This is a genomic window from Pseudomonas sp. SK2, assembly GCF_016772395.1.
GTDB lineage: Bacteria > Pseudomonadota > Gammaproteobacteria > Pseudomonadales > Pseudomonadaceae > Aquipseudomonas > Aquipseudomonas taiwanensis.
Genome location: NZ_CP061944.1, coordinates 3322840 through 3345639, shown reverse-complemented (window position 1 = coordinate 3345639; position 22800 = coordinate 3322840). Strand labels below are relative to the sequence as shown.

Here is a 22800-nt window from a genome sequence, read left to right as displayed (position 1 = left end):
GATAGGGCGCGCTCTTATATGCCGTGTGACCTTTTCATGTGGGCGAGTTTGAAGGTGGCATAGAAAAGGCGAAGCCCCGCACATGCCTGGACTCACTGTTGCTGCACCTGCACCGTCGCCCCCTGACGAACCGTAGCGTCGAGCAACTGCCCCTGCACCGGCAGCAGATCCCCGATCAATAAATTCTGCAACAAGGGCTTACCTTCGAAACGGTTAGCGCCCATCACGACATCCCGCATCCCCTCGACCCGTACCAGTGCCTTGCCGACCTGGCCCAGGCGATTGCCACTGAGTACCAGCGGCCCTGCCAGCGGTGTGGCATTGCGCAGGCTGACGGCATACTCCTGGGTATTGCCGATGCGGTTGTCGAGCAGTGCCAAGGCGCTGACTTCGCTGGCATCCACCGCGCTGCCTTGGCTACTGGCCAGCAGGTTATCTTCGACGACCAGCGGGGCAGCGGTGGTGGGTGCCAGGTTGCGTAACTGGATGCCATTGCCTCGGCTGTCACCCATGCGATTGCCGGCCAGCAGCACCGCGCCCTGTTGTTCGCTGACTTCGATGGCCGCCTTTGCCGCACCCAGAATGAGGTTGCCATCGACCTGGGCGCGGGTCTGGCCACGCAGGCGCACGCCGCTGTTGTTGTCGATGCCGCGTAGCTGGTTGTCCTGCAGTTTGACCTGGCTGTCACGCACGTCGATGGCGTATTGCTGCGACTTTTCGAACTGGCTGGCGGTGATGGTCGCCTGGCTGTGCTGCAACTCCACCGCGCTGGACATCTCGCTGAAGTGGCTGTCGCGGATGATCACCGTGGCGGCAGGTGTGTTCGCGGCTTGCTGGGCACTTAGGGCAGTGGTCAGTCCGCGGGACAGGTTGGCGTTGTAGCCCAGGCGCTTGAGGGTCGAACCAATCACCTGGGTATGGCTGCCGGCCCAGGCCACCACGAACGGCCGCCAGGCGCGGTCGGTGTTGCCTGGTCGGTCACCGGCCAGGCTTTGCAGGCTGGACTGGTTCAACCCCAGCCATCCCTGGTTGATCAGCGCTGTGCCCGAATGGCTCGACAAGTAAAGGCGGGTGCCCTCCAACACCAACCCGGCGTCGGCACCGATCATCAGCGGGTAGCTGAGCAGGTAACCGTCCTTGTAGCGCCTCAGGATGCGCGTATCGTTCAGCGCATCGTGCAACTGCGCCAGGGTGATGCTGCCCGCGCGCACCAGCACTACCTGAGGATGATGCGCCTGGTAGCCGGCGATGGCGCGGAACAGGCCGTTGTTGACGAATGGCTCGAAGGGCCAGCTGCCGGCCTGTGACGAGAACATCGGTTGCAGACTGACACTAGCGCGGCCCGCCGGGCGCGGGCGTTCTGCCTGATGGAACGTCACTGCCTCGCGCACCTGCTGGCGCAGTTGGTCGACCTTGTGCGTGCGTTGCTCCTGGGTCAGTGTGGTCAAGGTGTAGTTGACCGTCAGCGTCTGGCTGGCGGCCTGGGCAGTGCCGGCCAGGCCCAAGGTGACCAGGCAGGCGAGGGGGAAGCGGGCGAGGGCAGTCATGGGTCAGTTCCTTGATCCGGGCAATGAGGGGTAAAACGGTTTGATAGGGCCGCCGAGCTGGCTGTAGTTGTCCACATCGCCGTCTTCGCTGTCGTACAGCTGGCGCGCCAGGGCGTGGCCGGGATTGCGCTGCAGGAACGGGATCAACCAGGCCAGTTTGTACGGCGCTACATCCGCCTGGGACTGGCCTTCGAGTTCGGGCAGGTCGCGTGGGTCAAGCACCGTGCGAGCGGCGAAGTTGGCCAGAAGGTCCAAGGTCTGTTGGTCGTCGGCGCTCCACGGCAGGCCGTTGACGCGCGCCGATTCAGCCAGCAATACCAGGGGTACCAAGGCGTACTGGCTGTAGGTGGCGGCAAGCTTGGCCCGCGCCACTTCCAGCGGCAGGTAGGCGTAGCTGCCATCGCGGGAACGCACCGCCTGGGCCAGGCCACGACGTAGGTTGCCGTCGGCCCACTGGATGAAGTCGTCGCGCCCGACCAGCATGCCGGTGGCGGCTACGGCCCAGGCAGCCCAGTAGTCGTGGTTGTTGAAGTACACGCCTGGGGCATCGCGGCGTGGGTCGTACTCGTGGATCACCAATTCGGCCAGGCGAGTGAACCACGACTGCTGAGCCTCGCTCAGTCGCACCTTGCCGTCACTGGCTGACTGGGTCAGCAGCACGGTTCCGGCCATTGCCGCCAAAGCCCATTTGCGCGCGGCCATGCCTGTGCCGCTGGCATCCGGGTTGAGCAGTGCGCCGGCTTCGGCCCAGTCTTGCAGCCATTGGTCTTGGCAGGCCAGGGCCATGTTGGCGTCCTGCGGCTTTTTCGCCCGCTGGAAACGCTTGCCGGCGTAGATCAGCCCGCCGACGAACTGTTTGACCTGCTTGCCGATGCGTTCGCTGCCTGCATCGGGGCTGCTGCGCAGGGTCGACTTGCTGACGTCGCGCTGGTCGTACTTGCTCTGCAGGCGCAGGCTGCCGGTATAGGGCGGCGGAGGCTCCTTGCTGCAGGCCAGGGTGTGGTAGTCGGCGATCATGGCCGCTTGTGGCGTGGGATGCGCAGGCCAGATCGACTGGGCTGCCTGAGCCTGGGGGGGGAGCAGGGCCAGGGGAAGCAGCGAGGCAGCCCCGATGAGCATCTTCAAAGACACAGACGAGTCTCCACCTCGGTGGCCGCAGTGCCCGCCTTGGTCGGTTCCATGAACACCGACAGCAAGTTGGCCCCGGCAAACGCTGGGTCCTTACTCAGTTCCAGGTAGTACTGCCCGCCGCTGACGGCTGCCTCGCGACGGAACCACACCTTGTCGCGCGCGCCATTGTCGTAATAGACGATGATGTAGAAGTCCTTGATGTTCTTGTCGCTCAGGCGGATGTCGAGAAACCCCTTCGAACCACTCAACGACTGGCGCGAACTGCCCGCGTTGCTCAGCAGCTCGATGCGCTCGCCAACCTTCAGCGCCGGGTGTTGCAACTTCGACCCCAACACTTGCCTGTTGGCCGAGCAGCCGCCCTGAACCGCCGGCACCAACTGGCGATACATCAACGGCGAATCAAGCCGGTAGTTGGCCGGCAGTTCCCAGACGATCAACTTGGGCGGGGCCTTGGGGTCGTAGTCTTCCGACAGCAGGTACGCCAGCAGCGAGCCGTCCTCACCGACACCCGGCAGGGCATAGTTGAGTACATCCACACTCAGGTATTGCTTGAGGTAGCCGTCGAAATTGAACTGCTTGCTCTCGTCTTCACGTGCAGCGGCGTTGCTGTCTCCCACCAGGATCACTTGCGGGTCTGGCGCTTCGTCGAACAGCGCATCGGCGCTGTCGGCCACCGGGATGGTCTGGAAGCCGCGCACGTACTGGAAGCCATAGTTGTTGCCACAGATGTTGCTCAGCGCCAGGTTCAGCGTGCCATCCTTGGGCACCATTACCCCAGGCTCGGTGCGATACTGCTTCTTGGTCAACTCGCCGTAGAACGGTTGGCGGCGGATCTCTTCGGCCATCAGTCTGGCAGTGGCTTCGGCGCCGGCCGGGGTCCAGTGGTGGTCGCGGCGGAAGAAGTACTCGCCCTGAGGCGGCTGCTGCACCAGTTGCATCATCGGCGCCACCACTGCACCACCCTGGCGCAACTGGCCAAGGTAGGCACTGAGGTGGGCGCTGGCCTGGGCATAGTCGAAACCGTGCAGTTGGCCTTCGAGCAGTTTGTCGCGGTGCATCAGCCCGCGGGTGGGCTGGACCGCCATGGCCACGTGGATGCCCTGGCGCTGGAAGGCCTGCATCAAGCGGGCGAACTCCGGGCGCATAGGGGCGGGAATGCCGAAGTCGTTGGTCAGGTCCACCGCCGAGCGGAATAGCCAGCGGTCCTTGCCGGGTACGATTTCGCGCATCAGCTTCATGCGCCCCTCGGTGTAACGCTGTGGGTCGCTGAGCGCCGGGCAGACCATGCACCGCAGGTTCTCACAGCCGGCTTTTGGCGCCTGTGCGGCCTGGCCAGGCAGGCTCAGCAGGGCCAGGGCTGCGCTTAGAGACACACTTACTAGGGTCTTCATGTACCTATCCATCCTTGCAGCGTGGGCGTCACTCGGTGGGGTCGATGCTGTTGGCCTGGGTCATGCTGCGGTAGCCGTTGCCCTGGGGCAGCAGCACATAGCTGTACGAGCGACCCTTCTTGAGGAACTGATCGTCGAATTCCGCCACCTTCTGATCGGCGACATAGGCGGCGAAACCGATCTTGAGCTCGTTGACCATGCGGCTGCCGGTCTGGCCGTTGGCCAATGGGTCGACGACCACGTGCTTGCCGTCCTCGGTCTTGAGCGCCGCTTGTGCCGGTGTGAGGTTGTAGAAGGCGATCTGTGCCTTCTTCGGCTCGTTGACGTATTTGTCGGCGATCAGCTTCAGTTGCTTGCCGTCGTAGATCACGGTGCTGGCGGCGTTGGCCTTCAGCTGCGGCTCGATGGATTGCCCGCCGACCGCGATCTTGTGGCTGCCGGCTGAGGTGAAGCGGTAGCCACTGAGCTGGCCGGGCGCAACCTTCTGCGGGTTGACCTTGCCGCTCAACGTGACGTCGATGCTGCGGTCCGAGAGGTTCAGCACGCGGACGAAGGCCGAATCGGCAGGGGCTACTGCATCGTACAGGTCGGCATTGCCTTCGGCGGTGTAGCCCGCCTGGCTGGCGGTGGCCAGGACAACGGCGGTAAACAGGTGAGCAGGTTTCATCAGGTTCTCCTTGATTCGTCAGAAATGCTGGGGCACGGCGCTGCGGCTGAGCGCGCCGGGACGGTGGGCGAGCAAGGTGCGAAGGGGGAATTCCCATACCACCGTTTCGATCTGTGGGTTGGCCAGTTGATCGCTTGCCAGGAACTGGTTCATGGCTTCGAACGGGCCGCGGGCCTCGACGGCGATGCTCAGCAGGTCGCGGTTGAGTGCCTCCTTGAGAAAGCCGACGAAGTTCCAGTCGTCGATCTTGCTGTAGCTGGTGCCTACCAGCAGCAGGCTCTGCTCCTGCTCGGCGAATAGGTCATCGCTGCTTTGTTCGGCCTTGAGGGTTTCGTACAGCTTGATCGGGTTGGCTCCGAACTGCGGCGCCAGGCGAGCATGGTCGAACTGGATGTAGTTCATCAGGTCGCCCTTGATGCTTTTCTCCCCGGACGGGTGCGAGAGGTAGACCTGATCACCCAGCAATTGCGGACGTTGACGTGCCAGTTCGTAGGCGGCCAGGCGCGCACCTTCTGGGCTCCAGTGGGTGTCGGATTTCAGGAACAGCTTCGGGCCGCCAAGGTTGGCCAGGAACGCGCTGCGCAGCGGCACCACGTCCAGCTGGTGTCGTTGCAGCTCGCTTACGAAACGGTCGTACAGGCCGGTCACCCTGGGGTCGAACGCATGCTCGGCGTGCGCTGCATACACATCCAGCTTCATTGGCAGCGGCAGTACCACCAGTTGTTTGCCGTGTTCGGCCAATTGCGCGCGGACCTTGACGATCTGCTCCAGCTGGCCCGTCAGGTTGGCGTCCAGGTCATTGGGCACGCGGTATTCCTGGTTGGTGTAGAGCCAGCCATCCTTGCCCAGCACCACGCCTTTGGTACCTTCGCCGAACAGCTGGAACTGCGCGTCGGCCCACAGCGTCACGGAGGGGGCTCGCAGGAAGAAGCGCTTGTCGTACACCTGCTCGAACTTGCGTAGCAGCTTGCCGTCGACGAATAGGTTCCAGGCATCGCTTTGGGTGCGGGCGAAGCTGAACACCGGTGGCAGCGAGTAGACGAACATCGCCCCGAGTGCCAGCGCGAACAGAATGCCATTGGCCTTGCTGGCCGAATTCATCACCGGATACATGGCCGTCTCCTAGAACTGGAAATACAGGAAGGGCGAGAACGAATTGGCCGCCAGGCTGCTCAGCGCCAACAGGAAACCGCCCCACAGCAACACGCTGTGCAGCGCGCCGACATGGCGCATGAAGTACCCCGTCTTGTTGCCAGCGTAGAAGCGCACATTGTTGATGCCCGCCAGGACCAGCCAGGCCAAGGCCACCAGGGCGAAGGCCATGGCCATTTTCGAGGCGCCGAGCACGTACAGCTCCAGCGAGCCGAAGCCGTTGAAGCCGAACAGCGCTTTGTAGATGTCGATGCTGTGGCGCAGGTCCATGGTGAAGAACAGTGGCATGCTCAGCACGATCAGCAGGCCGGTGCGCAGGTTGCGGCTCAGGTGGTATGGGGTGCTGACTTTGGTCGCCAGGTTGAACTTGCGTTCCAGTACCATGCCAACGCCGAAGAACAGTCCCCAGCAGATGAAGGCGAAGCTCGCCCCGTGCCACAACCCGGACAGCAGCATGGTCCAGATGAGCGCCGGCAATGCGCCGGCCACGCGCTTGCGTACCAGGGGCATGTACACATAGTCGCGCAGGAAGTGCGCCAGGGTCATGTGCCAGCGCGACCAGAACTCGGTGATGCTCTGCGACACATAGGGCTGGTTGAAGTTTTCCGGGAAGCGAAAGCCCATCATCAAGGCCAGGCCCAAGGCCATGTGGCTGTAGCCAGCAAAGTCGAAGTACAACTGCAGGGTGGAGACCACCAGGCCGAACCAGGCGTCGCTGAACTGCAGGGTGCCTTCGCTGACGAACAGCGCGTTGATCGGCGCCAGGCGGTCGGCGATCAGTACTTTCATGATGAAGCCGAGCATGAAGCGGCACACGCCCAGCGAGAACAGCTCCAGCGAATGGGTGCGTTCGCGCAGCTGCGGCGCCAGTTGGCTGTAGCGCAGGATCGGTCCGGCCACCAGGTGCGGGAACAATGCGACGAAGGCGGCGAAGTCGATGAAATTGCGCGTCGGCGTGGCGTCCTTGCGGTAGATGTCGACGATGTAGCTCAGGGCGTGGAACACATAGAACGAGATGCCCAGGGGCAGGAAGATGTTTTCCAGGGTCCAGGTGTCGATGCCCAGTGGCGCCAGCAGCAGGGCCAGCACTTCGGCGCCGAAGTTGGCGTACTTGAAGTAGCCCAGGGTCGAGAGGTTGCCGGCTACACCGATCCACAGCAGACGAAGCGCCCAACGTTTGTCCGCCGCGTCGAGGCGCGCCTTGATGCGCAGGCCGAACCAGTAGTTCCAGTAGGTGATGCCGACGAACAGCAACAGGAAGTCCGGTCGCCACCAGGCATAGAAGAGGTAGCTGGCGACGACGATCACCGTCGAGCGCCACTGCGCCCTGGCCAGGAAATACACGGCCAGGAACAGCGGCAGGTAGAGAAACAGGAACACGTTGGAGGCGAAGATCATGGCGCTGCCCGTCCTTAGTAACTGATGACCACGCCGACGCTCAGCTGGTAGTCGTCGCCGGTTGCCAATGCACTGCCGGCATTGAGGTAACTGGCGCTGACCAGTGCGTTGACATCCAGGTGCTTGCCGTCGAGTGCCAGCGGAAACATCTTCCAGTAGTAATTGAGGTCGACCATCTGCCCGACATTGCGGCCATTGCCATTGCTGCCCTGGGCGATTGCACGGTTGCGCTCGGCCCGTTGGTCGCCGTTCATGCGGATGGGCAAAGTGCCGTCTTCATCGCGCAGGTCGAGCTGGGTCACGCGCAGGTCCAGGGCGCTGCGGGGAGTGGGCTTGGTCTCGACGGCGATGCCGTAGTAGCTGAGGTTGCGCAGGTCCAGGGCAACGAACGAGCTGGTCAGGCGCGTGCTGTAGGACCCGCTGCGGGTGATGCGGTCCGACTGGATGGCATTGAGGCGAAAGCCATCGTTCTCGTCGCTTGGCTTGTCGGTGAGGCCGCCGCGCAATGCGATACGTGGCGTCCAGGGCAGCGTGTCGAAGCGTTTGCCGACCTCACCCAAGGCGGCCCAGCCCTTGCTGCCGTGGCCAGTTGTGGTCGTGCCATTGCCGTCGGTGTTGTCCATCTTGCCATCCAGGGCGGCCAGCTCCAGGTGGTAGTCACTGAGCGCCGGCAGGCCCAGGTTGTCGCCCTTGAAGAACAACCCGTAGCGCAGGCCCTTGAAGTCGTAGCGGTCTTCGGCGTCGTGGCCGCTGTGGTCGTTCTCGTGCATCAGGCGCACGCCGGCCTGGTTGTTCGGGCTCCAGCGGTAGGCATACTGACCCATCACGTAGGTGGTGCGCGCTTCGCTATCGGCAAGGCTGTTCACATCGGTGTTGTAGTTGTGAAACTTCTGGCCAACGGCGATGAACGCCTCGGAGAACGTGTCCTGGTAGTTGAAGCGCAGCGATTCCAGGCTGTCGTCCCACCAGATGCCGTAGTCGTCGTAGAAGCGCTGCCGGCCAAGTGACGCGGAATACCGCGGGTCGTCGCCGATCAGGTTGCGCTTGACGTACAGCTCGCGCAGCTCGGCGTACCAGCCCTCGGGCTGTTCGCGTTCGCTGCTGTTGGTGGCTTCGTTGGTCAGGTTGCTCGACTCGCTGGAGTCGTAGTTGAGCCACAGGCGGCCGTAGACCATCCATTTGGCCCAGCGCTTTTCGGGCGAATACCAGGCAAATGATGGCTCGTAGCGCAAGCTGTAAAACATTTCGCGATCGCTGCCGACTTGCGAGTCTTCCGGGCCGTAGCCGGTCTGCACGGTGAGTTTGTTGAAGAATTCCGAGGTGATCAGCGGCTCGCTGCCATCGGCTGTGGCAACACGCACCGGCGCGTTGCTGTCGGCTTCGGGGCCGGTGATTTCTTCGGCGGCCAGGACCACGGACAGCGGCGTCAGGGTGAGCAGGGCAGCGAACAGGGGATGGTGGGTTTTCACAGCGTGGCCTCCTTCAGCAGATCGTTGCGCGCGGCCAGGGCACGCTCGATGTCATCCTTGGGTAACGTCTTTTCCAGGCGTCGGACCAAGCTACGGGCGCTGCGCTCGCCGAGGTCTAGCGCGATCCGCGCATAGGTGTAGGCCTTGACCGGGTCATGGCAAAGGGCGCGGCCATAGGCGTGCAACGTGGCCATGCGGTACCAGGCGGCGGTCGAGCCCTTGGCAGCCTCTTCCTGGAACAGCGCCAGGGCTTTGTCCTGGTCGGGTTGGTCCTGCACGCCCTTGCTGTAGTAGTCGGCCAGCAGCAGGCCGGCACCGGGATACTGGCTGGCGCGCAGTTCGTCGATCAGGGCCCGGGCCTTCTCCGGGTCCAGGGTCAGCCAGTTGTTGACCATGTAGAACGAGGCCTGCAACGCCTTGGCCCGCATCGGCTCGCGCAGGCGGACTTGATCGATCAGCGCCTGGGTTTCCTCGGCGTTGTGCTCGGTGGGGTTGGAGATCATGAAGTTGGCCTTGGACACCATGGCCGGGACGAAGCCCCTGGCGACGGCCTCGTCACGCCAGCGTTGCACCTGTGCGGTGGCGATCGCCAAGGCATCGGCCTGGGCTTTGTCACGGGCCTGCTGTTCGGGCGTCGGTGCGACGGGCGGCGTGTCAGGCTCGCGGCTCTGACGTTCGATACGGTCGGCTTCCTGCTCGGCGCGCTGAACACTGGCGATGTTGTCGAGCAGCGAGGCGATACGGTGCACGATATCGACTGGTAATTGACTGCGCTGCGCCTCCAGTGAAGTGGCGAAAGCCGGGAACAGTTGGTCTTGTCGATCACCGAGGAAGGCGTAGTAGCGGTCGATCGCGCGCGCATCGAAGCGCACGGCCTCGCGGTACCAGCGTTCGGCCGCGCACTGGTCGCCCTGGCGCTCGGCAAGCACCGCCCGGTACAGCTGCGGGCGGCAGTTGAGCAAGCACGAGCGCTCGTAAAGTTCCAGCAGTTCCGCCGCCTGGTCGACGCTCACCAGTTGCGGATAGGTGAGGAACACTTCCAGTGTGGTACTGGCGTTGCGTGGGTCGAGTGTGCTCTGGTAGCGGGTCAGGGCGCGCTCGAACCATGGCCGTTGTGCTTCGCGAAGACTGGGGGTGCGGTCGATCAGCCGGGCCAACGAGGCCAGTGCCGGAACCATGCCTTGGCCATCGCCGAACGCGGTGTGATAGAGCGCAACCACCTCCTGACGGCTGACATCCTCGCGGCTGGCCAGGACATCGCCCAGCAGCAGCGTACTGGCCAGATCACCGCGCTGTGCCAGTTCACGCAAATCGGCGCTCACATCGGCGCTGGGATCCTTGAACAGGGCATAGCGCACCTGCTCCAGGCTCTGGCCGGCAGTCGCGCTGCCCGCACAAGCCAGGGTGAGACTGGCCAGCAGCAAGCGCGTGGGCGTCATCAGGGTCATGGCATTGTCCTCGACAGGCTCAATTGGCACGGCCAAAGGGCAGGCCAAGGTACAGGTCGACCGCGACTGCCTTCTGATAGGCCGAGGCTGGCAGCGGGCTGTCTGGCTGAATCGTCAGGGCCAGGTTGCGATTGACTTCATCGACCCGGGCATCGACCACCTTGCCGCTGTAGTGCTGGTCCAGGCCGAACACCTGCATGTCCACCAAGCGCACGCGGTCGACATCGGCCAGCTTGTCGAACGGCACATTGGCGCGCACGAAGAGCCCTTGGTCCTTGGGCAGCAGGTGCATCAGCGGCGCATCCTTGTAGCCGTACCCATCCAGGCGTTGGGTCGGGTAGTACACCTGGCAGTCGCAGGGGCTGTTGATCACCGTTTCGAGGGTGGCGCGGCCTAGCAAGGCTTGCAGATCGCCCGGGGCGAGGTCGGCCACTGCCTTCATGTCGGCCGGGCTGGTGAAGCTGGTTGCCAGCTGGGTGGACACGTTGGCCAGCGGCTGGCCGGCTTGCACTTCGGTGGCGCCGGCAGGCAGCAGGTACTTCACGTAGCCGTTGTCGGGCATGCTGATGACCTGGGCGTGGGTGGACACCTGCGCCTGGACCGCCGGAATGCGGAAGAACAACAGGTAACCCTTGTAGCCGACGAAGGCCAGCGCCGCCAAGCCTGCGGCGGTGTACAGCAGGGTGCCGGTAAAGGCCTTGAGGCGGGCACCGGGGGTACGTGCCGTGGCGTACTTCTGCTTGCGCTCCTTGATGTAGTTTTCCCGTTGCATGACGTTGAACAGGCCATTGATGTCGGCGATTTCACCCGACAGGTAGGCGCTGATCAGGTAGCGCAGGATGTCGCGCTTCTGTGCGTCGAGCTCGACGAACTGCGCGCCCACTTCGCTGCCGCGCTGCGAGACGATGCGGATCTTGCTGTCGATGCTCAGGTCGACCTGGTTCAGGCGCAGGCGGATCGAGGCGTCGTACAGCGCGCCGATTTTCAGCGGCGTTTCGTGACGCAGGCCCATGCCTCCCAGGGAAATGTCCTGCAGGGCCGTTTCGAACGCTGCCTGACCTGCGGCGGACAAACGCACGCGTGCGTTCATGCGGGTGCGTACATGCTGGCGTTCGTCGATCGCCTCATGAACGATGTTGGCCGCTGTCTTGCCCGGGGCCACGGGAATGTTCGAGCTACTCATGTGCAGGCGCCTTTCCTTAACGTTGCGTTGAGTTATCGGGAGACTTCGAGGAGAACGGTGATGACCCCGAAGAAGATGGCGATCGAGGAGCACAGCATCGCCTTCGAGGACCAGCGGTTGAGGGTCGCATCGAAGTCGACGTTGCCGGTGCTCAGGGTGGTCTTCTGCCGCGTCCAGCTTTGCTGGTCCATGTGGAACATCGCGTAGACCTTCATCAGCGAACCGACGATCTGGTTGTAATAGAGAACGAAGGGGTACATCGGGCTGACCGGGTGGCCGGCGAAGACGAACAGCACGGTCACCAGGCTGCGTGAGAGCAGTACCCAGAACAGGTACACCAGCAGGTACTGGATGCCGAAGATCAGCCCCGCCATCACCGAAGCCGTCAGGCCCATCAGGCAGGTCCACATCGAGATGCGCTGGTCCAATAGGACGTACAGGGTGAACAGCCCGAGGCGAGCACGCCCGAGCAGGGCGGTGGCGCGGAAGTTCTGGCGCAGTGAGTTGCCGTACCAGCGAAACATCAGTTGGCGGGTGGCGACCCAGAAACTGTCGCTTGGCGGGTGCTCGACGGTCAGGGTGTGGCTGTCGGGCACGTAGAAGGTGTCCCAGCCGGCGCGCATCAGGCTCAGCCAGCTCGACTTGTCGTCACCGGTGAGGAATTGGAACCGGCCCAGACGCCAGTGTTCGAGGAAGTCGGCCTCGACGTCGCGGATGAATTCGGGGTCGGTCATCACGCTGGCACGGAAGAACGACAGCCGCCCGGTGAGGGTCAGGACCCGGTGCGAAAGTGCCATGGAGCACATGTTGATATGCCGCTGCACGAAGCGCATTGAGTGCCACTGACGCATCCAGCGGCTGCCTTCGACTTCGCAGAACTCGTTGGTGGTCAGCCCGCCGACATTCGGCAGCAGGGCGAACAGCTTGACCGCGCGCTCCACACAGCCGGGCAGCATCATGGTGTCGCCGTCGACCACGCCGACCACCGCATCGTCCAGCGGCATCTGCCGGGACAGGGCACGGAAGGCGTGGGCCAGGCCATCGCGCTTGCCGGTGCCGCGTGCACGGACGATCACCAGCCTGATATCGTCGCGGTCCTTGACCTCGTTGCGCAGGATGTCCTTGATGAACGTCTCGTCGCCTTTCTCGACAATCGAGGCGATCACCGTGCAGGGCACCTTGAGCCGTTGCACTTCCTGGAACACCGACTGGTAGACCTTGAAGGTGGTCAGGGTCGGGATGCGGAAGCTGGTCACCACCATGAACAGGTGCGAGGGCAGGGCCGCATCGCCCATGCGTTCGACCTGGCGGCGCAGGCGTGGGAACTTCAGGTGCAGGAAGTACATGCCGCGCACGTAGTGGACGACCGCGTTACCGTAGCGCCACATGCCCAGCGTGCCGATGATGAAGATGAACAGGTGATGGTTCGGGTCCAGGTACTGCGGCGCGACCATCTCCGACGCCAGCGCGATCAGCCCGGCCAGGCATGCCCAGGCGAAGAAGCTGGCGCCTGCACGCAGGTAGCCGGGTGCCTCGAAGGGATGCTGTTGCTGTCGATCCATGTAGCTTCAACTCCTGTTGTCGGGTGCCCGATGTCGATCAACGAAGGTGATTTCGTCGACGGAACTCGGGGCTTGTGGGTGCTGGCGGAGCCTGCGAAGGGCTGCATAGCAGCCCCCGGACGCAACTAATTGCGTCGCTGGCTCCGCCGACTCCCACGGGACGGCGGGTTAGGCACGCTGCCGGTTACCAGCAGATGCCCTGACGTTGCGCGTCGCTGGTCTGGGGCATGAAACCGACCAGGTCGATCACCCGTTTGCCATCACTGGCCTCCAGAGCCTGGGCGAAGCGTGCGTCGTTGTTGCCCAGGACGATGACCTCGGCGTCGTCGATCACCTGGTCGAGGTCGCTGTGCAGCAGGGAGGAGACGTGAGGGATCTTCGATTCGATGTAATCGCGGTTAGCCCCGAAGACCCGTGCGTACTCGACGTTGGCATCGAAGATACGCAGGTCATAGCCTTTGCCGATCAGGCGCTCGGCCAGTTCCACCAACGGGCTTTCGCGCAAGTCGTCGCTGCCGGCCTTGAAGGCCAGGCCGAGCAGGGCGATCTTGCGTTTGTCCTGGCGCTCGATCAGGTCCAGGGCGTTCTGCACCTGGTTGCGGTTGCTGGCCATGATCGACGCCAGCAGCGGGTGCTCGACGTCCAACTGGCTGGCGCGGTAAGTGAGGGCGCGTACGTCCTTGGGCAGGCACGAGCCGCCGAAGGCGAAGCCGGGGCGCAGGTAATAGCGCGACAGGTTGAGCTTGTAGTCCTGGCAGACCACGTCCATCACCTCGCGGCCATCGACGCCCGAGGCTTTGGCGATATTGCCGATCTCGTTGGCGAAGCTGACCTTGGTGGCGTGCCAGACGTTGCAGGTGTACTTGATCATCTCGGCGACTTCCACCGACTTGCGGATCACCGGTGCGTCCAAGCCCTCGTACAGTGAAGCCAGCAGGTCGCCTGATTGGCTGTCCAGCTCGCCGATCACGGTCATGGCCGGGAAGTCGTAGTCCTTGATGGCGGTGCTTTCACGCAGGAATTCGGGGTTCACCGCGACGCCGAAATCTTCACCGGCCTTCTTGCCTGAAGCCGCTTCCAGGATCGGGATCACCACGTTTTTCACCGTGCCCGGCAGCACGGTGCTGCGTACCACCACGGTGTGGCGGCCAGCCTTGTCGCGCAGGGCCGTGCCGATCTCGCGGCAGACCGCTTCCATGTATACCAGGTCCAGGTCACCGTTCTTCTTGCTTGGTGTGCCGACGCATAGCAGGGAAAGGTCGGTGGCGAAGATCGCGGCCTGGACATCGGTGGTACCACGCAGTCGGCCTTTGCTGACGCCATCGAGCAGCAACGCTTCGAGGCCAGGCTCGACGATGGGCGACTTGCCCTGGTTGATGAGGTCGATTTTCGCTGGAGAAATGTCTACCCCCAGCACGGTGTGGCCACGTGCCGACAGGCACGCCGCGCAGACTGCGCCTACATAGCCAAGTCCAAAGATACTGATGTTCATAGATCCCTCTTCCTCGGGCGCGGCAACGCCGGCCGAGATACTCAGTTTGGTTAGTTTTCGATCGGCAGGCGCGCAGAAGTTAGCCGCGCTCGGAAGTGGCGTAACAGGCTGTTTCTTAGTTGTCTATTTACATCCTAAGGGGGTTTTTATTTTTGCTGCAAGTGTTGGTGTTCTTAAAGTTGAAAATAACTAAAAGGTTTCTCGTTAAGTTTATAAAACCGTTAAAAATCAAATAGTTAAAGTTTTATGATAGTTAGGCGTCAAAAAATTGTTTGCTGTTGAAGGGGCGGTAAAATGACGTCAAATCTGCGTCTTTTCGGCTTTTTGCGGTGTTTTCGCCACGCCTAAAAGGGCCGGAGAATGTCCGGTTAATTGATCTTCCCCTGCTGGTGTGATTGCTTTTCAAGGATTTGCCTCCCCGTTGATTTAATTGTCGGGGCAGGCGGTGGTGGCATACAGATGAAACCCTGGGTTGCGACAATCGAAGGGGAGGGCCGTAGTGGCATTTAGATATCTAATTGCGCATGATGCTATTGGGTTTCGTTGACTGCCGGCTTCCGGCCACAGGGCATCCGGGTGGATGCTGGGGCAGTGACCAGGTCAAGACTGCGCCCGTGGAACGGCAAGGTCGTCCGCGCAGCAGCGCCAGACGTTTCTGACAGAAGTTTTACGCTAGGTCCGCCACGAAAAATTTTGTTAAGGTGGCGGGATCCAATCGCCCTGTTGACGAGGTGTGTGCTTGATTAGGGTCCTAGTGGTCGACGATCACGATCTGGTACGAACCGGTATTACCCGCATGCTGGCCGACATCGACGGCTTGCAGGTGGTGGGCGAGGCGGATTCAGGCGAGTCGGCGCTCAAGCAGGTCCGCGAACTCAAGCCGGACGTCGTCCTGATGGACGTGAAAATGCCTGGGATCGGTGGCCTGGAGGCCACCCGCAAGCTGTTGCGTAGCCACCCTGACATCAAGGTGGTGGCAGTGACCGTGTGCGAAGAAGACCCATTCCCCACGCGCCTGATGCAAGCCGGCGCCGCCGGTTACCTGACCAAAGGCGCAGGGCTGGACGAAATGGTCCAGGCCATTCGCCTGGCTTTCGCCGGGCAGCGCTACATCAGCCCGCAGATTGCCCAGCAACTGGCGCTCAAGTCCTTCCAGCCCCAGGGGTCGCCTTTCGATGCCCTGTCCGAGCGGGAAATCCAGATCGCCCTGATGATCGTCGGTTGCCAGAAGGTGCAGATCATCTCCGACAAGTTGTGCCTGTCGCCCAAGACCGTCAATACTTACCGCTATCGGATCTTCGAAAAACTCTCCGTCACCAGCGACGTCGAGCTGACGTTGCTGGCCGTTCGCCACGGTATGGTCGACGCAAGCCTGTAAAGACCCATGTCCCAGATTTTTGATGCCAGTGCATTCCTGGCAACCTGCAGCGGCCGCCCGGGCGTGTACCGGATGTTCGATGCCGAGGCACGTCTGCTTTACGTGGGCAAGGCCAAGAACCTCAAGAAACGCCTGGCCAGCTACTTCCGCAAGACGGGGCTGGCGCCGAAGACCGCTGCCTTGGTAGGCCGCATCGCCCAGGTCGAAACCACCATCACCGCCAACGAGACCGAGGCATTGTTGCTGGAGCAGACCCTGATCAAGGAGTGGCGACCACCCTACAACATTCTGCTTCGCGACGATAAATCCTACCCCTATGTGTTTCTCTCCGATGGCGAATTCCCCCGCTTGGGGATCCACCGTGGGGCGAAGAAGGCCAAGGGGCGTTATTTCGGTCCGTACCCCAGCGCAGGGGCTATCCGTGAAAGCCTGAGCCTGTTGCAGAAGGCCTTCTCGGTACGCCAATGCGAAGACAGCTATTACGCCAACCGTACCCGGCCGTGCCTGCAGTATCAGATCAAGCGCTGCAAAGGGCCGTGCGTTGGCTTGGTCGATGCACAGGAGTATGCCGAGGATGTACGCCACTCGGTGATGTTCCTCGAGGGGCGCAGTCAGCAGTTGGGCAACGAGCTCAATGCCGAGATGGAGAAGGCCGCCATGGCCCTCGATTTCGAGCGGGCCGCGGAGCTGCGGGACCAGATAGCCCTGTTGCGCCGGGTGCAGGACCAGCAATACATGGAGGGTGGCTCGGGCGACGTCGATGTGGTCGCCGCCTTCGTCAACCCCGGTGGGGCCTGTGTGCACCTGATCAGCGTGCGCGGCGGTCGGGTGTTGGGTAGCAAGAACTTCTTCCCTCAGGTGGGCATCGAGGAAGAGGTTGCTGATGTGATGGCTGCGTTCCTGTCCCAGTATTACCTGGGCAATGCCGAGCGCGAGTTGCCGGGCGAGCTGATCGTCAACGTGCTGCACGAGGACTTCGACGCGATCCGCGAGGCCTTGCACAGCTTGCGTGGTCGTGAGCTCGCGATCAGTCATCGCGTGCGTGGCACCCGTGCCCGCTGGCAGCAGTTGGCGGTTACCAACGCCGAGCAGGCGCTCAACGCCCGCCTGGCCAACCGCCAGCACATGGCTGCGCGTTTCGAGGCGTTGGCCCAGGTGCTGGGGCTCGATGAAGTGCCACAGCGCTTGGAGTGCTACGACATCAGTCACTCCAGCGGCGAGGCCACCGTGGCCAGTTGCGTGGTGTTTGGCCCGGAAGGTCCGCTCAAGTCCGACTATCGTCGCTTCAACATCGAAGGCGTGACCGCTGGCGATGACTATGCCGCCATGCACCAGGCGCTGACTCGGCGCTATGGCCGTATCAAGGACGGCGAAGGCAAGCTGCCCGATGTGTTGCTGGTGGACGGCGGCAAAGGCCAGCTGAACATGGCCCGGGAGGTGATGCAGGAACTTGCCATCACCGACCTGACCCTGCTCGGTGTGGCCAAGGGCGTGACCCGCAAGGCGGGTTTCGAGACCCTGTATTTGAACGACGTAGCCCATGAATTCACCCTCAAGGGCGACAACCCGGCGCTGCATTTGATTCAGCAGATCCGCGACGAGGCTCACCGTTTCGCGATCACGGGGCATCGCGCCCGCCGTGGCAAGGCTCGCCGCGTTTCGAGCCTGGAGGATGTGGCCGGGGTAGGGCCCAAGCGGCGTCGAGACCTGCTCAAGCACTTCGGCGGCCTGCAGGAGCTCAACCGCGCCAGTGTCGATGAAATCGCCAAAGCGCCCGGTATCAGTAAAAAGCTTGCCGAGTCGATTTATGCCAGCCTGCATAGCGAGTAGAATGCCCGACTCAACCCGCAGCCAGTCGTACCGATGAATATTCCAAACCTGCTCACCGTTCTACGCGTCCTGCTCATTCCGATCTTCATTCTGCTGTTCTACATGCCCTATCACTGGAGCTATGCAGCCGCCAGCAGTGTGTTCGCCATCGCCGCCGCCACCGACTGGCTGGATGGCTACCTGGCCCGTCGTCTGCAGCAGAGCACGCCGTTCGGCGCCTTCCTCGACCCCGTGGCCGACAAGCTGATGGTGGCCGTGGCCCTGGTGCTGCTGGTGCAAGTGCACGCCAACTTCTGGCTGACTCTGCCAGCGGCGGTGATCATCGGTCGCGAAATCGTGGTGTCGGCCCTGCGAGAGTGGATGGCCGAACTGGGGGCGAGGGCGCATGTGGCGGTGTCCAACCTCGGCAAGTGGAAGACTGCGGCGCAGATGCTGGCGCTTGTGATTCTGCTGGCCAACCCGCCGCTGGTCACTTTCTGGGTGATCCTGGGCTACGCACTGCTGCTGGTGGCGGCCGCCTTGACCCTATGGTCCATGGCACACTACCTGCTGGCAGCCTGGCCGCATCTGCGCGAAGGCTCGGAGCAGAAATAAAAGTTTTTTCGAATCAAGGGGTTGACGCCGTTTTAGATATCGCTAGAATGGCACCCATCACGACGCGGGAATAGCTCAGTTGGTAGAGCACGACCTTGCCAAGGTCGGGGTCGCGAGTTCGAGTCTCGTTTCCCGCTCCAAATTAAAGATCTACAGGTTTCGCAATGGGATCTGTAAGTCGTGAAAAAAGGGCCTTAGGGCCCTTTTTTAGTTTCAGCGATCTCGCCGGTAACCTGCCCGAAGGCTTCACCACTCGATCGCTTGCCCATCCCATGCCCAGAAGCCTCCGCTGTCCAGCGGCCCAAACCGTCCCACTAGCTCGATCAGGCACTGCGCGCAAAACGCAGGCTCGAAGAGTTTGCCAGCGGGTACCCCTCCTTGAAACGGCCGCGACAGCTCGGTGTCGGTCGTACCCGGATGCAGTGCCAGAATCGTGGCTGCGGGGTTCAGGCGTTTGAGCTCGATACTTGCCGTGTGCAGCAACTGGTTCAGCGCCGCCTTGCTCGCCCGGTAGCTGTACCAACCGCCCAGCCGATTGTCGCCAATCGAGCCAACCCTGGCCGACAGCGCTGCGAAGGTAGTCGGCCCTTTTCGTAAAAGCGCCAACAGGTGTTTGAGCAACAATATCGGCGCGAATGCATTAGTGGCGAAGCTCGCCTGCAGGCCAGCCAGGTCCAGTTGCGCCAGCGATTTTTCTGCCTTTGCGCCGCCCTGATGAAGGATGCCCAGCGTGCTGATGACCAAGTGAAGGTGATCGCAACCGCGCGCCACCTGTCCGGCAAGCGCCGCAAGCGCTTGCTCGTCGCGTGCGTCGCAATCTATCGGCACCAAGCGTTGATTGTTGAGCTGCCCGAGCTTCGCAAGCCTGTCATCGTGCGTGGCGTTGCGCGACACGGCCCAGACCCGGGAAACATCTTCGCGAGCCAACAACGCCTCGCAAAGCGCCAACCCTATACCCCGGCTTGCGCCGCATACCAGCACATTGGCCTTGCCAGACAGATGGGGAATCAGGCTCATGCAGCACCTCGCGCAGTTATCCTCGACGTGAGCGGTTCAAGCACCATTTGGCGGCGGTGCCGGTCTGCCGTTTACCTCGTACAAGCAGTGTAGGCACCTGCGGCCAAATCTTTTGCCTAGCGATTTCGATGCTTGCCCAGGGCCGGCGCGCTGAATCATCCTCAGTGGCTGTCCAATGCTCAGCATTCCCTTTACGCTGAAACCTCTCTTCCTCCGTCACAGACTTTGCACCCTTGAAGAAAATCCCCCGCGTCGACGACCTGCAGATCTTTCTCACCACCACTGAGGTCGGCAGCTTCTCCGCAGCCGCGAGGTTGCTGGACATTTCGCCGGCCCTGGCCAGTGGCGCGATCCAGCGCCTGGAGACCTGCCTGGGGGTGAGGCTGTTCATCCGCTCAACTCGCCGGCTACGCCTCTCGGAAGATGGTGTACGCTATTTGCCTCACGCCCGCCAAGCCCTGGAGTCTCTGGATTTGGGCGAGTTGGCACTGACCGAGGGTCGCGATGAAATCGCCGGCCTGCTGCGCCTGTCCATGCCATCGGACCTGGGCCGCAACGTCCTGCTGCCATGGCTCGATGCGTTTCAGCAACTGCACCCGCAGGTTCTTTTGCAGCTGCGTGTCAGTGATCAGGTTGCCGATCTGTTCGGCGAACAGTTGGACGCCAGCATCCGTTATGGGCAGCTCGCTGATTCGAGCCTGGTGTCGCTGATGCTGTCACCCTCCAACCGCCGCACCGTCTGCGCGTCTCCCGACTACATCGCCCGCCACGGGCGGCCCCAGACGCTGGAGGACTTGAGCAGGCATAACTGTCTGCGCTATGTCATGGGTGAGCAAACCTACGAACGTTGGCATTTCCACACGCCTGACGGAGTGAAAACCCTTCAGGTAACCGGCGACCGCATCAGTGACGATGCTGACATCGTCAGACGCTGGGCGGTCGCCGGGTTGGGCGTGGTGTACAAGTCGAAGCTCGACGTCATGGACGACATACGCAGGGGGAAGTTGGTGGAAATCTTCCCGCCCGAGCATGGCCAGCCAGCGCCGCTTCAATTGGTATGCGCACATCGCACGTCGCTCACGCCCGCATTGCAGGTGTTGCGGACCTTCCTGGCCGAGCGTTGTGAGCATTACATCAACACGTCCATCGCAGGGCACTGACCCGCTATCAGAATCCCTCCAGGACGATCTTGCCCTTGGCCTTGCCGCTTTCGATCAGCGCATGGGCGCGTTTGAGGTTTTCTGCGCTGATTCTGCCGAAATGTTCGCCCAGGGTCGTTTTCAGCACACCCTCGTCGACCAACCGGGCGACCCGTTCGAGCAGCTGATGCTGCTTGATCATGTCGTCGGTGTGGTACAGCGATCGGGTGAACATGAGCTCCCAATGGACAGACAGCGATTTGCGCTTGAGTGGCATGATGTCGAGGTGTTCAGGGTCATCGATCAGTGCGAGTTTGCCCTGGGGACGCAGGGCTTCGACGATCTGCTCAAGGTAGCTGTCGGTGTGGGTCAGGCTGATCACATAGTCGACCGGGCTCAGTTGCTGCGTTTCCAACTGGTGCGGGATCGGTGCTGAGTGATCGATCACGTGGTGAGCCCCGGCTACCTGCACCCACTGCTGTGTTTCCGGGCGCGACGCGGTGCCGATGACGGTCAGTTGCGTGAGCCGACGAGCCAGCTGGACGAGAATCGATCCGACCCCGCCCGCGGCACCGATCACCAGCAGGCTTTGCCCTTTGCCGCCGCTCTCCTTGACACCCAGCCGATCGAACAGCAGTTCCCAGGCGGTGATGGAAGTCAGTGGCAGGGCGGCGGCGCTGGCGTTGTCAAGGGTGCGGGGTTTGTGCCCGACAATGCGCTCATCCACCAGGTGATATTCGCTGTAGCTGCCAGGGCGGTCGATTGCGCCAGCGTAGAACACCTCGTCGCCAGGTCGGAACAGCGAAACGTCGGCACCCACCTCGCGGACGATGCCGACAGTGTCCCAACCCAGCACTTGCGGGCCGTGGCCGCTGCTGCGCGCGCGGACCTTGGTATCGACCGGGTTGACGGCGATGGCCTTGACCTCCACCAGCAGGTCGCGTGGGCCAGGCGTGGGTTGGGGCAGTGTGGTTTCGTACAGCGATTGCGGGTCTTGGATCGGCAAGCCGGGCTGGCTGAAGACGATGGCTTTCATGGGGTTTTTCCTTCACAGAGGTTCAGACGTGATGTCAGGCTATCCATGTTGGTCTGATGCAGAAACAGGGTAATCACCGCAAGACTTTCGTCGTTTTGGCGAAAGTCTTGCGTGTCGGATTGGGCGAGGGCTGCGCGCATCCGCTGCAGCACCTGCCGGCTGCGACGGGTGCTTCGGCATTCGATTGGCTTTAATGTCAGCGTAGCGGGGGCGAGCCGGTGGAGAGCCTGAGGCTGGAGGCCGCACGGCCAATGATCGAACAGGAGCCGTCATTGCCTGGATGTGGTGGCCAGGGTAACGGGAGGGCAGGGGCCGGCGTCACCTGCGTGAGGTATTCATGCGGGTTTTTGGCGTTCCCCCGCAGGCGGTGCGTCGGGATGCGCGTCGGGTGGAGTGAACCTGAGGGTTGGCACTTGGTTAGCCACCCCGAACGGTACATGCACCATTGGCAGGTTCCCCGCCGCCGAGGTCAGATGGCTGCGCTGGTCATCGAAGAACATGTGCGGCCGTAGGATGGACAATACCCGGCCCTTCTCCATGCCGCCCAGAAAGAATGACTCGTCCGGAGAAACGCCCCAGGTCTTCAGGGTCGTCACTACCCGTTCATGGGAAGGCGCATTGCGCGCGGTGACGATGGCGATGCGCAGAATGCGCTGGTAGCCCGGGTCCTGTGCCAGTTTACGGTCTTCCAGCGTGCGAATGTGCGACAGCTTGCGGAAAAGGTCGGCCAACGGCCCCGGCTGGTGAGGGACGGCCTTGCGCGCATGCTCATGGGCCTGGAACTCGGAGAGGTCCAGCCGCTGCTTGTACACGCTTTCAGCCTCGTCATCGGCAATCACGCCATCGAAGTCGAAGGCTACCCGCAGTTCGGTGTCGATCTCGTCATCGTAGATGCGTGTGGGCAGTACCAGACCGGCGGGATAGTTGGCGTCGATGGCCCGTTGCACATCGCCTTCATGGGCGCTCAGGAACAATGATGCGTTGAAGGCAGGAATGTATTCGTAGGGCGAGCGGCCGGACATGAACGCTGCGCGGGTGATGTCCAGGCCGTAATGGTCGATCGAGCGAAATACCCGCAGGCCGGTTTCTGGCGAGTTGCGCGACAGCAACACCACTTCAACCGGCAATTGCTCGGGGAAGGCTTTGTTGATGCTCAGGAAGCGGCGGATGAAAGGGAACGCCACACCCTTGGGGAAGGGAACGTCCAGATTCTGCTCCTGATGCAGGCGGTACGCCTCCATGCCATCGTCCTGGTAGATGGTATCCGACACGGTCAGGTCAAACAGGGCGCTGGAGGCGACGCCAACGACCAGTTTCTGTTCGATGGGGTAGGGCATTGGGGCCTCTCCTGAAGACGGACTGTGGG

The 22800-nt window shown here is 62.3% G+C and carries 18 protein-coding genes, 1 tRNA gene and 1 pseudogene; 6 read left to right on the top strand and 14 right to left on the bottom strand.

Going from position 1 to position 22800, the window contains the following annotated elements; genetic code table 11:
* Window positions 1–92 precede the first annotated feature (92 nt).
* From IF103_RS15015 to IF103_RS14965, 11 genes are all read right to left on the bottom strand, one after another.
* Entirely contained in the window at window positions 93–1547 is a 1455-nt protein-coding gene (locus IF103_RS15015; protein ID WP_023381205.1) for a right-handed parallel beta-helix repeat-containing protein, read from the bottom strand.
* 3 nt (window positions 1548–1550) lie between these two features.
* On the bottom strand, window positions 1551–2678 hold the full coding sequence (locus IF103_RS15010; RefSeq protein ID WP_027908158.1) for a polysaccharide lyase: 1128 nt from the start codon (window positions 2676–2678) through the stop codon (window positions 1551–1553).
* A complete protein-coding gene (locus IF103_RS15005; RefSeq protein ID WP_023381203.1) occupies window positions 2669–4069 on the bottom strand; it encodes an alginate O-acetyltransferase AlgX-related protein in 1401 nt (466 codons plus the stop codon). Before IF103_RS15005 ends, IF103_RS15010 begins: the two co-directional genes overlap by 10 nt.
* Window positions 4070–4097: 28 nt before the next feature.
* On the bottom strand, window positions 4098–4736 hold the full coding sequence (locus IF103_RS15000) for an alginate O-acetyltransferase AlgF (protein WP_023381202.1): 639 nt from the start codon (window positions 4734–4736) through the stop codon (window positions 4098–4100).
* A gap of 18 nt (window positions 4737–4754) precedes the next feature.
* Window positions 4755–5849, bottom strand: a complete 1095-nt coding sequence (locus tag IF103_RS14995) for an alginate O-acetyltransferase (RefSeq protein ID WP_023381201.1) — start codon at window positions 5847–5849, stop codon at window positions 4755–4757.
* Between the two features lie 9 nt (window positions 5850–5858).
* Window positions 5859–7286, bottom strand: a complete 1428-nt coding sequence (locus tag IF103_RS14990; protein ID WP_023381200.1) for an MBOAT family O-acyltransferase — start codon at window positions 7284–7286, stop codon at window positions 5859–5861.
* Window positions 7287–7300: 14 nt separating this feature from the next.
* Window positions 7301–8755 (bottom strand): alginate export family protein, encoded by a 1455-nt coding sequence (locus tag IF103_RS14985; protein WP_104881504.1) that lies wholly within the window; start codon window positions 8753–8755, stop codon window positions 7301–7303.
* On the bottom strand, window positions 8752–10203 hold the full coding sequence (locus IF103_RS14980; RefSeq protein ID WP_202675451.1) for an SEL1-like repeat protein: 1452 nt from the start codon (window positions 10201–10203) through the stop codon (window positions 8752–8754). Before IF103_RS14980 ends, IF103_RS14985 begins: the two co-directional genes overlap by 4 nt.
* A 19-nt stretch (window positions 10204–10222) precedes the next feature.
* Complete coding sequence (locus IF103_RS14975) at window positions 10223–11386, bottom strand: PilZ domain-containing protein (RefSeq protein WP_202675450.1); 1164 nt, start codon at window positions 11384–11386, stop codon at window positions 10223–10225.
* 32 nt (window positions 11387–11418) lie between these two features.
* A complete protein-coding gene (locus IF103_RS14970) occupies window positions 11419–12948 on the bottom strand; it encodes a glycosyltransferase (RefSeq protein ID WP_023381196.1) in 1530 nt (509 codons plus the stop codon).
* 184 nt (window positions 12949–13132) lie between these two features.
* Window positions 13133–14440 (bottom strand): nucleotide sugar dehydrogenase, encoded by a 1308-nt coding sequence (locus tag IF103_RS14965; RefSeq protein ID WP_027908154.1) that lies wholly within the window; start codon window positions 14438–14440, stop codon window positions 13133–13135.
* A 739-nt stretch (window positions 14441–15179) separates the two neighbouring features.
* On the opposite strand from IF103_RS14965, the gene gacA reads away from it, so the two are divergent.
* The 4 genes from gacA (at window position 15180) to IF103_RS14945 (ending at window position 18382) form a co-directional block, all read left to right on the top strand.
* The gene (gene gacA, locus IF103_RS14960; RefSeq protein WP_023381194.1) at window positions 15180–15818 is read left to right on the top strand and encodes a response regulator transcription factor GacA; all 639 of its coding nucleotides are present in this window, start codon (window positions 15180–15182) and stop codon (window positions 15816–15818) included.
* Between the two features lie 6 nt (window positions 15819–15824).
* Window positions 15825–17648 carry an excinuclease ABC subunit UvrC gene (gene uvrC, locus IF103_RS14955; RefSeq protein WP_023381193.1) on the top strand — a complete coding sequence of 608 codons (1824 nt, stop codon included), beginning with the start codon at window positions 15825–15827 and terminating at the stop codon, window positions 17646–17648.
* Window positions 17649–17681: 33 nt separating this feature from the next.
* On the top strand, window positions 17682–18242 hold the full coding sequence (gene pgsA, locus IF103_RS14950) for a CDP-diacylglycerol--glycerol-3-phosphate 3-phosphatidyltransferase (RefSeq protein WP_023381192.1): 561 nt from the start codon (window positions 17682–17684) through the stop codon (window positions 18240–18242).
* Between the two features lie 64 nt (window positions 18243–18306).
* Window positions 18307–18382 (top strand) — tRNA-Gly (locus IF103_RS14945).
* Window positions 18383–18488: 106 nt separating this feature from the next.
* Here IF103_RS14945 and IF103_RS14940 read toward each other — a convergent pair.
* A complete protein-coding gene (locus tag IF103_RS14940) occupies window positions 18489–19259 on the bottom strand; it encodes an SDR family NAD(P)-dependent oxidoreductase (RefSeq protein ID WP_027908152.1) in 771 nt (256 codons plus the stop codon).
* A 242-nt stretch (window positions 19260–19501) separates the two neighbouring features.
* Between IF103_RS14940 and IF103_RS14935 the strand changes: the two genes are divergently transcribed.
* Window positions 19502–20419, top strand: a complete 918-nt coding sequence (locus IF103_RS14935; protein ID WP_027908151.1) for a LysR family transcriptional regulator — start codon at window positions 19502–19504, stop codon at window positions 20417–20419.
* 7 nt (window positions 20420–20426) lie between these two features.
* Here the strand turns inward: IF103_RS14935 and IF103_RS14930 are convergent, their stop codons facing one another.
* Entirely contained in the window at window positions 20427–21434 is a 1008-nt protein-coding gene (locus tag IF103_RS14930) for a zinc-binding alcohol dehydrogenase family protein (RefSeq protein WP_104881507.1), read from the bottom strand.
* A 212-nt stretch (window positions 21435–21646) separates the two neighbouring features.
* Between IF103_RS14930 and IF103_RS24925 the strand changes: the two are divergent.
* Window positions 21647–21831, top strand: a pseudogene (locus IF103_RS24925) (GlxA family transcriptional regulator); the annotation flags it as partial.
* Here the strand turns inward: IF103_RS24925 and IF103_RS14925 are convergent.
* Window positions 21770–22771, bottom strand: coding sequence for a 5'-nucleotidase (locus IF103_RS14925; protein WP_023381188.1), 1002 nt, complete (start codon window positions 22769–22771; stop codon window positions 21770–21772). The pseudogene IF103_RS24925 and the gene IF103_RS14925 overlap by 62 nt on opposite strands.
* Between the last annotated feature and the right edge of the window lie 29 nt (window positions 22772–22800).

What these genes read in the sequence shown, in the direction of transcription:
- IF103_RS14940 (WP_027908152.1), bottom strand. Translation starts at nt 19,259, where the DNA reads ATGAGCCTGATTCCCCATCTGTCTGGCAAGGCCAATGTGCTGGTATGC.
- IF103_RS15000 (WP_023381202.1), bottom strand. Translation starts at nt 4,736, where the DNA reads ATGAAACCTGCTCACCTGTTTACCGCCGTTGTCCTGGCCACCGCCAGC.
- IF103_RS14980 (WP_202675451.1), bottom strand. Translation starts at nt 10,203, where the DNA reads ATGACCCTGATGACGCCCACGCGCTTGCTGCTGGCCAGTCTCACCCTG.
- IF103_RS14965 (WP_027908154.1), bottom strand. Translation starts at nt 14,440, where the DNA reads ATGAACATCAGTATCTTTGGACTTGGCTATGTAGGCGCAGTCTGCGCG.
- IF103_RS14970 (WP_023381196.1), bottom strand. Translation starts at nt 12,948, where the DNA reads ATGGATCGACAGCAACAGCATCCCTTCGAGGCACCCGGCTACCTGCGT.
- IF103_RS15015 (WP_023381205.1), bottom strand. Translation starts at nt 1,547, where the DNA reads ATGACTGCCCTCGCCCGCTTCCCCCTCGCCTGCCTGGTCACCTTGGGC.
- IF103_RS14995 (WP_023381201.1), bottom strand. Translation starts at nt 5,849, where the DNA reads ATGTATCCGGTGATGAATTCGGCCAGCAAGGCCAATGGCATTCTGTTC.
- uvrC (WP_023381193.1), top strand. Translation starts at nt 15,825, where the DNA reads ATGTCCCAGATTTTTGATGCCAGTGCATTCCTGGCAACCTGCAGCGGC.
- pgsA (WP_023381192.1), top strand. Translation starts at nt 17,682, where the DNA reads ATGAATATTCCAAACCTGCTCACCGTTCTACGCGTCCTGCTCATTCCG.
- IF103_RS14975 (WP_202675450.1), bottom strand. Translation starts at nt 11,386, where the DNA reads ATGAGTAGCTCGAACATTCCCGTGGCCCCGGGCAAGACAGCGGCCAAC.
- IF103_RS14930 (WP_104881507.1), bottom strand. Translation starts at nt 21,434, where the DNA reads ATGAAAGCCATCGTCTTCAGCCAGCCCGGCTTGCCGATCCAAGACCCG.
- IF103_RS14990 (WP_023381200.1), bottom strand. Translation starts at nt 7,286, where the DNA reads ATGATCTTCGCCTCCAACGTGTTCCTGTTTCTCTACCTGCCGCTGTTC.
- IF103_RS15005 (WP_023381203.1), bottom strand. Translation starts at nt 4,069, where the DNA reads ATGAAGACCCTAGTAAGTGTGTCTCTAAGCGCAGCCCTGGCCCTGCTG.
- IF103_RS14925 (WP_023381188.1), bottom strand. Translation starts at nt 22,771, where the DNA reads ATGCCCTACCCCATCGAACAGAAACTGGTCGTTGGCGTCGCCTCCAGC.